3 protein-coding genes are annotated in these 1,943 nt (G+C 50.6%); all 3 read left to right on the top strand.

All coding sequences use genetic code 11. The features are described from left to right. Positions 1-187 (top strand): hypothetical protein (locus K8S15_12535; protein ID MCD4776863.1); only part of this gene is annotated, 187 nt, incomplete at its 5' end. A gap of 215 nt (positions 188-402) precedes the next feature. Then, positions 403-1,080, top strand: coding sequence for a hypothetical protein (locus tag K8S15_12530; protein ID MCD4776862.1), 678 nt, complete (start codon positions 403-405; stop codon positions 1,078-1,080). Between the two features lie 57 nt (positions 1,081-1,137). Then, positions 1,138-1,943 (top strand): hypothetical protein (locus K8S15_12525; protein MCD4776861.1); only part of this gene is annotated, 806 nt, incomplete at its 3' end.

Genomic DNA, 1,943 nt, shown 5'->3' with positions numbered 1-1,943 from the left:
GGAACATCGTCTTGCCAGGGAACGTGGTCCGCGCATGGCTCGCAGACGAGTTCCAGCGGCTCGGGCGGAGGTCTGGGATGTTGACGCTTTGAAGTGTCCGAAGTGCGGTGGAGAGATGAAGGTCATCTCCTTGAAATTGACCAGGCATACTTCCATTATTATCATTAATCTCAGGTTGAAATATTAAAGAGACTGGAGTTGAATACGATGAGGATAAGCTTATTTTTATCAGTACTTCTCTGCATTACCGCCATGGCAGATTTCGCTGAGATAGGGGCCGGCGGGACGGTAACGACCAACAGGCCGTTTTGCGGCACTTGAGGAGCTCCTGGACGAAGGTACCAGGTTCTGGTACTCGAAGAGGAACTCAACATCCCGGTAATAATAGACAGAATCGAGCTTTTGAGCACGCACATCGCCTTTGCGACGGGTGATTACTACAATTTCAGGATACTTCTCTGCGCCACGGAGGAAGCTGCTCTTTCAAGCTCCTTCGAAACCAATTACGGTACAAACGAGCCTGACACAGTGTTCAGTGAGGACACACTGAAGATTAATTGGAGCCAATCAACCCCCGGATGGAACGGATTTGATCTCGACACGCCGTTCCCTTTCGATGGCTCCTCAAACCTGATAGTCGAGTTCCAGTACATGGGAAGTACATCGACCTGCGTTAACCTTAAAGCTGCCTCGCAGCCCTCGGGAGACAGGTGCCTGGATGGCGATTATCCCACGAGCCCTACCGGCACAAACATGCCTTTTTTCAACTGCATGCGCATACACTATACACCAACCGGGATTAGTGAAGAACCTGATGAGACAGGGGAACTATCCCTCACTCCGGAGGTCAACCCTTTATCCGATATTTACCTCAACGCGGTTTCACAGGAAGAGACTCAGGGGGTTATAACGGCCTACGGGATCGACGGAAGATATTTGGGAATAGTATGGGAGGGTATGCTTCACTCCGGAGAGAACTCCATCACGGGGGACAGATCCGGTCTTCCTTCAGGAGTCTGCTTCCTTGTCCTGAAAACCGGTGAGTCAAGAGCGCTGGCCAGGATCCTGCTTCTGCGCTGAGACTGACAGCAGGTATCCTAAAAGTCTGGTACGGTTGAAAATACAGGAGTATCTGATATGTGGCTTAAAGTCATTGTATTCGTAATCGTTGTTCTTGTGTTCATTATTGCCGTAGCGATTCTCTACGGCGCGAAACGCTGGCAATCGAGTACGAGAGAACTGCAAGCGATGATGGAAAAAGCACGCTTTGAGATTTCAACAGAATCGTATAGTTCTCACGAGCTGGATGAACTGCCTGCGCCTGTTCAGCGTTACTTCCGTGCTGTTTTGAAAGAGGGGCAGCCGCTGATCGCGTCGGTTCGTCTGGAACAAACCGGAACCTTCAATATGGGTGAAGCTAAAGAGCAATGGAAACCGTTCAAATCGACTCAAAGCATAATCACTCAGCGTCCGGGTTTTATCTGGGATGCACGTATTCGCATCGCACCGGCAATTAACGTGTTTGTCCATGATGCATACATCGCGGGAGAGGGAGTTCTTACTGCGAAACTGTTCGGTTTCCTTACGGTGATGGAGCAACCGAACACTCCGGAACTGGCGCAAGGGGAGTTAATGCGGTTCGTAGCTGAAGGTGCATGGTATCCTACAGCGCTTCTGCCTTGTCAGGGCGTGGTCTGGGAAGCAATTGACGATACACAGGCCATCGCAACACTTACCGACGGCTCAACCACTGTAACGCTGGTGTTTCAATTTGATGCTCAGGGATTAATAAATTCGGTTCGTTCCAATGGACGATACCGCGAAGTGGATGGAGTGCTTGTGGCAACTCCCTGGCAGGGTCGTTTCTGGGATTACGAGTTACGTGATGGTATGCTGATACCGCTTGAGGGCGAAGTGGAATGGCTGCTGCCGGAAGGACCTAA

Origin of the sequence: Candidatus Aegiribacteria sp. (assembly GCA_021108005.1) — a bacterium.
Classification (GTDB): Bacteria; Fermentibacterota; Fermentibacteria; order Fermentibacterales; family JCC-6; genus Aegiribacteria.
This window is presented reverse-complemented; position numbering and strand designations above follow the sequence as displayed.